Consider the following 8,301-nt stretch of genomic DNA (forward strand, 5'->3'; position numbering starts at 1 on the left):
CCTTCACCCCTGGATGCGGTTGCTCTTGGCCGAGCAGCGGACCTGGTGCGAACGAATGATGAGCACCGGCCTCTCCTGGAGTGGCTGCTTTCGACGACTTGGGTGGTGCGGGATCGGACCCAAGCGCGGGCGTGGGTGGGGGACCTTCCATCCGGCGGACGTCTGGTCACGCTGGATGGCTTCGTCTACTATCCAAGCGGCGCAGTGCTGCGCACAGGCCGCCAGGACGCGCCGGATCTTCACCAGGCCGAGGCGGCGCTGGTGAGGGTCCGGGCACTCGCAGCCGAAACCCAGTCCCGTCTTCACGAGGTCGAAGACCGGGTGCAGATCGGCGAGACCAAACTGCGGGCCTCGGTGGCGCGGCGGGAGGCAGCCCTGGGCGGTCTGCTCTTGGCTGAGCGCGAGTCAGAGCAGGCGCGGGTGGAGGCGCAAGCCGCGCAGCGCGACCTGGACCTGTTGGAGGCGCAGCAGCGCGAGCTGGCGGCGGACCAGCACCGCCTTGAGTCTGCGGTAGGCATCACCCGCCAGGCGATCGCGGAGCTGGAAACCCAGCGGCAGCGTTGGATTGAAGACCTGCAGGCTGCGGAGGTGGCCAGCGATCCTCAGCGAGCCGCCGCCCACGTCGCCCAGCTCGAAGCCCGTCAGGAGGGTCTCCATCTGGGGACAGAAGAAGCCGAAGTGCGGCTCGAGGATGCCCGAGCACGTCTGGCGGCTGCCGATCGCTCCTTGCAGTCCCTGCGCACGCGCCTGGAGGATACCCGCCAAAGCCAGATCGCCACTCAGGCGGAGGAATCTCAGGCCGGGGAGGAGCTGCGAGTTCTGGAAGCCGAACTGGCCGCGAGGACGGAGACTTCGGCGCCGCTGGAGGCCTCGCTGGCTGCCGCCGAGGCGCTGCGCACCGAGCTGGACACCCAGGAAAGCAGGCTGCGTGCGGAGATCCAGACGGCCGAGCGGCGTCACTCACAAACGCAGATCGAGCTCGCCCGCCATGAGCAGGAGCTGATCGGGCTGCGCCAGCGCATCGAAGACGATTTCGGCCTGGTGGCCTTCGCCTATGAAGACGGCACGACCGGGCCGGTCCCACTGCCGCTAGAAGGCCTCGTGGAGGAACTGCCGCAGGTGGATGATCTGCCCATGGAGATAGAAGCCCAGGTCGCCCGGCTTCGGGTGCAGATGCGCCGAATGGGCAGCGTCAACATCGAGGCCCAGCGAGAATACCTGGACGTGCGCCAGCGGGTTGAGTTCCTGACTTCGCAGGTGGATGATCTGAGGCACGCGGAGGCCCAGGTACGCGAGGTGATTACCGAGCTCGACGCACTGATGGAGCGCGAGTTCCGCAAGACCTTCGATGCCGTCGCTGTCAGCTTCCGGCAGGCATTCAGCCGCTTGTTCGGCGGCGGGTCGGCGCGCCTGAGCCTGACCGATCCCAAGGATCTGACAATCACCGGGATCGACATCGAGGCCCGCTTGCCCGGGCGGCGCGAGCAAGGACTGGCAATGCTCTCCGGCGGAGAGCGCAGCCTGACGGCAAGTGCACTGGTGTTCGCCCTGCTGCAGGTGTCGCCGACGCCCTTCTGCGTGCTGGATGAAGTCGACGCCATGCTCGACGAGTCGAACGTTGTCCGGTTCTGCGACATGCTGCGCGAATTGAGCGCCAACACCCAGTTCGTGGTGATCACCCACAACCGCCAGACAATCCAGGCTGCCGAGATCGTCTATGGAATCACGATGGGTTCGGACTCCACCAGCAAGGTCATGGGACTTCGTCTGAGCGAGCACGATCAGCAGGCGGCAGGCTAGGCAGGGTGCCTGGGCGTCCGCCGCGAGAACCACCGTCGGCGGCAAATCTTCGTTGACAATCCGCCTGTCTACGGTAGAATCGTCCGAGCGCCGGAGTGGCGGAATTGGCAGACGCGCTGCGTTCAGGGCGCAGTGAGCTTTACGCTCGTGTGGGTTCAAATCCCACCTTCGGCATCCAAAGGCCCCAGTCCGGGGCCTTTGTGCTTGCGGGCTTGTCGGCCAGCGCCGCCGGGTCTACAATTCTGCTGCCATGACCGATGGAGGGAAGCAGGGAAAGTCGTCGCTCGTCCGGGTTTGGATCGTGTTCCTGGCTGTCATAGGGATCCTGATCCTGGGCGATCTGACTCGCAGGATGAGCGACGCCCGCCGGCTCGAACGAGATGCGGGGTCCCTCGAAACCGAAGTCGCCTCTTTGGAGCAGGAGCAGGCCCGGCTGCAGACGCAGACTGCCCAGGGAGACAGCGACGCGGTCGTCGAGCGCTGGGCGCGCATGCAGGCCAAGCTGGCTCGGGATGGCGAGGTCCTGATCATCCCGATCCCGGTTGGAGGCTACATCGAACCGCCGCTGCCGACGCCAACTCCGTTCCCGCTCCCGCCGACCCGCCTGGAGGTTTGGTGGCTCCTGCTGTTCGGCGAGTAATGCCTTGACCGCCTCGCCGGCGGCGTGATATACTGTTGTGTCCTCTGGGTGAGGACACGTTGCGGGGTGGAGCAGTGGCAGCTCGTCAGGCTCATAACCTGAAGGTCCTAGGTTCGAATCCTAGCCCCGCTACCTGAAGAAGGCGCCCGAAAGGGCGCTTTCGGTTTCGCGCACCGGAGCTTTGAGGCCCCGTCGGCTGCCCTGCAACTTCCCTTTGCAGCCGGGGCAGGGGTGAAGGATATAATCCACCACGCAGTCTCGGTGCGTTTGCGATAGCGCCTAGGCCGTCGGCGGACCTCACCGCCGCGCCGGAGCCCTTGGCCCTACAAGGGAGTGGATGCCCATCTATGAAGGCCGCTCTTCTCAGGCTGCACTCCAACGGATCGCTTGCCCTGCTGCTCCTGGTTGTGCTCGCCGTGGTGGCGGCGGGGACAACGTCTCCAGACTACGGTCTGAGCTGGGATGAGCCGTACTTCTACGCCTATGCTGATGCAGTTCCCTACGCGTACTCCGTCCAAGCTCGGCTGGACGGAGATTTCGATCTAGAGCGAGCCTACGGACCAAGCGCCACCGACCACAAGGTCTATGGTCCGGCCTACCTGCTCCTCGCCAAACCACTTGTGGATCTGGTGCAGGGGTTGTCGGGTTCCGACCGAGCATCGACTTGGCACTTCATCAACTCCCTCACCTTCCTCCTGAGTATCGTCTTCCTTTTCAAGCTATGCCGACGTTGGATCTCGCCATGGCCGGCCTTCAGTGCGGCGGTGCTCTATGGGCTGCAACCCATGCTCTGGGGACATGGCTTCGTCAACCCGAAGGATATCCCCTTCCTGGCTTTCTTCTTGGCCGCAGTCACCCTCGGCCTAGCCATGGTCGATCGGCTTCTCAGCCCCGAGGCGACGGCCATCGAGGCCCGCAGGATATCCCAGCCGGAGGCAGGACCGGCACCGGCCGGAAGCGGCGCGCTCCGAATGGCGCCTTCGAGGGTAAGAGCCTCTGCGTGGGCAGCCCTGGGGATAGGGGCGTTGGCACTTGCCGGGTGGATCTCAGGGAGGTCAGCCAGCTGGCTCGAGCGCCTGCTGGCGCCTGTGGCGCTGGCCGCCGGCGTCGGGCTTCCCGGTTCCGGGATGGGGGGCGGAGGGCTGCGCCGGTGGATCGCTCGGCACGCCAGCTGGATCAAGCCGCTTCCAACCTGGCCGGGCTTGCTGCCGCCCCGCGGCCGATTGTCCTACGAGATCCGGGCCGCAATCCTGCCTGGGGTGGTGCTGGGGATCGCCAGCTGCATCCGCATTCTCGGTCCAGCGGCGGGCGTGCTGGTCCTGACCGCGTTCCTGCTACAAGCTCGTAAGCGCTCCATGCTGGGGATAGTCGTCTACGGGATCACGGCCGCAGCGACGGTGTATCTAAGCTGGCCATACCTCTGGGATTCGCCGCTAACCCGCTTGTGGGAAGTGGTGCAGCGCAGCGCCCAGAACCCCACGAGTCTCGGTGTATTGTTCCAGGGAGGCCTGTACCACGCCAACGCGCTCCCGCGCATCTACTTCCCGCTGCTGCTAGGAGTGACCCTCACTGAGCCGACGCTGATCCTGGCAGCGGTCGGTCTCGCTCTGAGCCTGGTCGGGGTCGTTCGGCGGGCAATTGACTGGCGCACCTTCGTTGTGATCCCTCTCTGGTTCTTCGCCTTCTTCTCTTACATCGTCCTGGCCAAGCCCCCGATGTATGATGGGATCAGGCATTTCCTCTTCATCCTCCCGCCGCTGTTCGTCTTGGCAGGATTCGCGTTCCAGGCAATATTCTCGTCTCTCAGACGGGAATGGGCTCGGGCGGCACTCGTCTTGCTGCTTGTTCTGCCCGGTGTCTACGGGATAGTCGAAACCCATCCCTACGAGTACGCCTACTACAACCAGTTTGTGGGTAGGCTGTCAGGGGCATTCCGCCGCTTCGAGACTGACTACTGGTTGACATGCTACAAGGACGCTATGGCCCGATTCAACGCCGCCTACGCGAGCCAGTCACCCGCTCTGTATGTGTTTCGGGAGCCCTACATCGCCGGTGCGTACGCCTCCTCCTCGGTACAGGTCAAGCAGTTGGAACCAGACCGCCTCCAGGCAAGGCCCGGCGACTTCCTGCTCCTCTCCTCAAGAACCAACGAGGATCGGTATTTCGCTGAATCGCCGGCCGTGATCGTTGTCGGCAAGGGGGGCGCCACGTTCTGCGTCATTCGACAAGTCCCCGAACCCGGTCTTGCCTCAGACTAGAACAGACCCGCAGCCGGACGGAGAACGCCCTTGGCGGGAAGGTTCGCGCGTGCCAGACCGGCAGTCCGCTCCTGGTGGACAAGATGAGGCTGTGGCCCTGAGGTCAGCTCGCGTTGGAACCAGGCTCCCCTTGGCACTCCGATGAGTTGCCTGAGAGACGTCGCCAGTGTTGCGCAGCCGCAGCCGGGGACCCTTCGGCTTCGGCAGTTCGTGCGGTTTGACGCCTTCGGATCCTCGCCCAGCGGGCGCGATTGGCTTCCCTTGGCGGGGATGGTTGGAGCCGGCCGGAGCCGGATACTGCGAACGCGGTTCGGCCGACACTCGACCCGCGGCCACTGCTAGGCCTCAGAACGCAGGCAAAGATGAGGTCGCTGTGAGTCGGGCTAAGGCCTGCGCCTTGAGAGCTACGCTCCCGCGTGAGCCAGGCTCACGGCTTGAAGCTGACCGAGCGAGTGCTGCACTGTCCCCCCAGCCCGGATTGGGTGCACACCGTCACTGTCCCCTTGAGCTTGTGTCCCGAAGGATCGTAGGCGAAGTCATAGGCATAGACATACCCCTTGTCGCCTGGATCTAGCTCCGGTATGGCGGTGTCAACCACACACCCGCCGTGCTTGTCGAATTCATTCGAGGACTGGCTGATCGTCGTGCTCGTGTCGGTGTCCTCCACGGTTGCCTTGGCGGACTTCAGCGTCAGGCCTCCTGTGTTCACCAACTTGAAGCCAATGCCCCAACCCACACAGGAGTTGATGCCGTTGTATTCCAGGGTGAAGTTGACCGAAGGGGTAGGCGTAGGCGGCGGGGTCTGCTTCGGCAGCACTGAAGTATCCCCGCTGATGGTGGCGTACTTGGTCCACAGCCAGCAGGTCTGCCCTGGCTTGTTGGGAATTTCCCCGATGACATATTCCGGGACCGTGCTGCCGGCCACGATCGTCAGTTGGCTGCCGGCCAGTGCGGAGTAGACCAGATCGTAGACCGTGCCGGGACCCGTGCGGCAGTTGGTGTTCTCGCTGACTACCGCTTGAGGAATGGTCGGGGCGTTGGTCGCTGTCGGGGTGGGGGTCTCCGCGGCCGGCGGCGGCACTGGGGTAGTCGTCGGGGAGGGCGCTTGCGGCGGGGACGTCGGCTGAGCCGGCGGGACGGCCACAAGCGTGGATTGCACAATGGCGGCCAGGGCATCCATTGTCAACGTGGCTTCGATCGAGGCCTGCTGAGAAGTCTGAATCTCGCAGGCCGACAGAAGCGCGGCAGCCAGCAGCGCGCACGCTATGAAGGAAACCATCCGTTGCTTCATTCTGCCCTCGCCGTCAGGTATCGGATTGGCGGGGATTATAGACGCTTGCGGTCCTGCGCGCTTGTCTCGATGCGTTGCCCGGATCGACAGGGGAGCTCGGTCCTCTGGCGCGTCTGTTGACCGTTGCCAGGCAAGTCCCCGGCCGTGCCCGAGGGGGAAAGCCGGTCGAATCCATGGTACTATTGAAACCGACCGGTCGGTCTATTCGGCCACTTGAGCGGGCCACCAAGGATTGGAGTGGTGCAGGGTCATGTCGCCTGGTCGTCAAGAAACCCACCAGCATATCTTGATTGTGGCGCAGAAGCTGTTTGCCGCCGGCGGATACGATGCGACCGGCGTGGCGGAGATCTGCTTGCAGGCCGGCGTGAGCAAAGGCGCTTTCTACCACCACTTTGCCTCCAAGCACGCCCTGTTCCTTGAGCTGCTCGACGGCTGGCTGGCATCATTGGACGCCGGCTTTGCCAGGGCGGAGCGCCAGGCAGACGACGTGCCGACAGCCTTGCGCCAGATGGCTGACCTGGTGGCGGCCGGGATCCGTCGTCCCGAGGCGCAGCTGCCGATGATGCTCGAATTCTGGGCGCAGGCGCAACGCGACCCAGCCATTTGGCAGAGAGCTGTTGAACCGTATCGGAAGTATCAGGCCTACTTCGAGCAGCTGATCGCACAGGGGGTCGAAACGGGCACGATCCGACCGGTGCCGCCCCGGGTAGCAGCGATCATGCTGACCTCGATGGCCGTTGGCCTGCTGATGCAGGCGCAATTCGCCCCGGACTCGAACGAATGGGGCGAGGCCATGCGAGCGACGGTCGAGCTGTTCCTCGAAGGTTTGGCAGGGAGCCAAGCATGATCCTGGTGACCGGAGCTACGGGACATATCGGAAACGTCCTGGTGCGGACGCTCATCGAGCGTGGGAACCGGGTGCGGGCGATGCTGCTGCCCGGCGAGGAGGCGGCACCCCTGAAGGGCCTACAGGTGGAGCAGGCTCGGGCCGATGTGCTCGACTTCACTTCGATCCTGGCTGCCTTCGACGGGGTCACCCATGCCTACCATCTGGCCGGCATGATCTCGATCTTGCCCGGCGAACACCGGCTGCTTCGGGCGGTCAATATTGTGGGGACGCGCCACGTGCTGCAGGCCGCGCGCCAATCCGGAGTGAGCAAACTGGTCTACACCAGTTCGATCCACGCCCTGCGCCGTGTCCCCCACGGCGTGACGATCGACGAAAGCCTGCCCTTTGATCCAGAGGGCGCGATCAGCGCCTACGACGGCTCGAAGGCCAAGGCCTCGCTCGAGGTATTGCAGGCGGCCCGCGCCGGGCTGCCGGCCACCATCGTCTGCCCGACCGGCGTGATCGGGCCGTTTGACTTTCGCCGGTCCGAGATGGCGGACCTGATCCTGGGATGCATGGCCGGCAAGCCGCAGCTGTACATCGACGGCGCCTATGACTTCGTTGATGTCCGAGACGTCGCCGATGGGCTGATCCTTGCCTGCCAGTATGGGAGGCCGGGGGATATCTACGTGTTGGGGGGTGAGCAGATCTCGGTGCGGCACCTGCTGGACTCAGTGGCTGAGATCACTCGCCGCAGATTCGCCCGGATCCGGGTTCCCCTCGGGCTGGCGCGTCTCGCGGCCCAGGTCATGCCGATGTACTACCGCCTCGCCAAATCGCGCCCTCGGATCACCCCGTACTCACTGCAGACACTAATCGGGAACTCCGCTATCAGCCATGCCAAAGCTGCCCGCGAGCTCGGGTTCGCCCCTCGCCCCTTGCGCAGCTCCCTGGAGGACATGATCGCCTGGTTGCGTGACAACCGCGAGGGCGTTGCCGGCGCCAGCTCGGCAAGGTAGGCCACGTCGCAAACCACACTGACGCCGGAGAGAGGAATGGTCGACGGATGGGGGCGCCGAGGTGGGCAGGACGATCTCGCGGTACGGACCCTGTGAGGGAAGCCGGGCGGTCTTCTCTCTCGCCGGCGGGGCAGTGGCGCGAAACACCCTTGCCATTGTGTGAGCTCGGACAGGCTGGAGAGGACCGGCGCCAGCTTGCCCTGGCCGGTTCGGCGTCAGCCAGCCTGCTCCGCCGGGAAACAACACAAACCCGCCGCGCCGGGACCGGAATGCACACCGAAGGCTGGCGAGAGCTCGGCAACGAGCGACTCTCAATCGCGACTCGACCAGGGCCTTGATCTTCTCGGCCTCCTCCCGGGCTGCGGCATGCACGCAGGCTTCCTTCACCCGGCCACACCGGCCGACGGCCTGCTCGACCATCCGAGCATGGGTCCAAGCCCGGCTGCGAGCCGCACCCAGGGCAA

General features: G+C 64.9%; 6 protein-coding genes and 2 tRNA genes. 7 read left to right on the forward strand and 1 reads right to left on the reverse strand.

The window, feature by feature from the left end; genetic code table 11:
- The first annotated feature begins 678 nt into the window (after positions 1 to 678).
- The 5 genes from MUO23_11160 (at position 679) to MUO23_11180 (ending at position 4,698) form a co-directional block, all read left to right on the forward strand.
- The gene (locus MUO23_11160; protein ID MCJ7513515.1) at positions 679 to 1,800 is read left to right on the forward strand and encodes a hypothetical protein; all 1,122 of its coding nucleotides are present in this window, start codon (positions 679 to 681) and stop codon (positions 1,798 to 1,800) included.
- Between the two features lie 89 nt (positions 1,801 to 1,889).
- Positions 1,890 to 1,974, forward strand: a tRNA-Leu gene (locus tag MUO23_11165).
- Positions 1,975 to 2,050: 76 nt separating this feature from the next.
- A complete protein-coding gene (locus tag MUO23_11170; protein ID MCJ7513516.1) occupies positions 2,051 to 2,440 on the forward strand; it encodes a hypothetical protein in 390 nt (129 codons plus the stop codon).
- 60 nt (positions 2,441 to 2,500) lie between these two features.
- Positions 2,501 to 2,572: transfer RNA gene (locus MUO23_11175), tRNA-Met, on the forward strand.
- Between the two features lie 215 nt (positions 2,573 to 2,787).
- A complete protein-coding gene (locus MUO23_11180; GenBank protein ID MCJ7513517.1) occupies positions 2,788 to 4,698 on the forward strand; it encodes a hypothetical protein in 1,911 nt (636 codons plus the stop codon).
- A 427-nt stretch (positions 4,699 to 5,125) separates the two neighbouring features.
- Here the strand turns inward: MUO23_11180 and MUO23_11185 are convergent, their stop codons facing one another.
- The gene (locus MUO23_11185) at positions 5,126 to 5,989 is read right to left on the reverse strand and encodes a hypothetical protein (GenBank protein ID MCJ7513518.1); all 864 of its coding nucleotides are present in this window, start codon (positions 5,987 to 5,989) and stop codon (positions 5,126 to 5,128) included.
- 250 nt (positions 5,990 to 6,239) lie between these two features.
- Here MUO23_11185 and MUO23_11190 point away from each other — a divergent pair, with 250 nt between their 5' ends.
- Together MUO23_11190 and MUO23_11195 are read left to right on the forward strand one after the other, a co-directional pair.
- On the forward strand, positions 6,240 to 6,836 hold the full coding sequence (locus MUO23_11190; protein MCJ7513519.1) for a TetR/AcrR family transcriptional regulator: 597 nt from the start codon (positions 6,240 to 6,242) through the stop codon (positions 6,834 to 6,836).
- Positions 6,833 to 7,837: an NAD-dependent epimerase/dehydratase family protein gene (locus tag MUO23_11195; GenBank protein ID MCJ7513520.1), complete on the forward strand. Its 1,005-nt coding sequence runs from the start codon at positions 6,833 to 6,835 to the stop codon at positions 7,835 to 7,837. The genes MUO23_11190 and MUO23_11195 overlap by 4 nt, the downstream gene beginning before the upstream one ends.
- The last annotated feature ends 464 nt before the right edge of the window (positions 7,838 to 8,301 follow it).

The organism is Anaerolineales bacterium (genome assembly GCA_022866145.1).
In the GTDB taxonomy this organism is placed as follows: Bacteria; Chloroflexota; Anaerolineae; order Anaerolineales; family E44-bin32; genus PFL42.

Bases quoted from the DNA above. Each gene is read 5' to 3' on its own strand.
- MUO23_11170 (MCJ7513516.1), top strand. From the start codon at position 2,051: ATGACCGATGGAGGGAAGCAGGGAAAGTCGTCGCTCGTCCGGGTTTGG.
- MUO23_11180 (MCJ7513517.1), top strand. From the start codon at position 2,788: ATGAAGGCCGCTCTTCTCAGGCTGCACTCCAACGGATCGCTTGCCCTG.
- MUO23_11185 (MCJ7513518.1), bottom strand. From the start codon at position 5,989: ATGAAGCAACGGATGGTTTCCTTCATAGCGTGCGCGCTGCTGGCTGCC.
- MUO23_11190 (MCJ7513519.1), top strand. From the start codon at position 6,240: ATGTCGCCTGGTCGTCAAGAAACCCACCAGCATATCTTGATTGTGGCG.
- MUO23_11195 (MCJ7513520.1), top strand. From the start codon at position 6,833: ATGATCCTGGTGACCGGAGCTACGGGACATATCGGAAACGTCCTGGTG.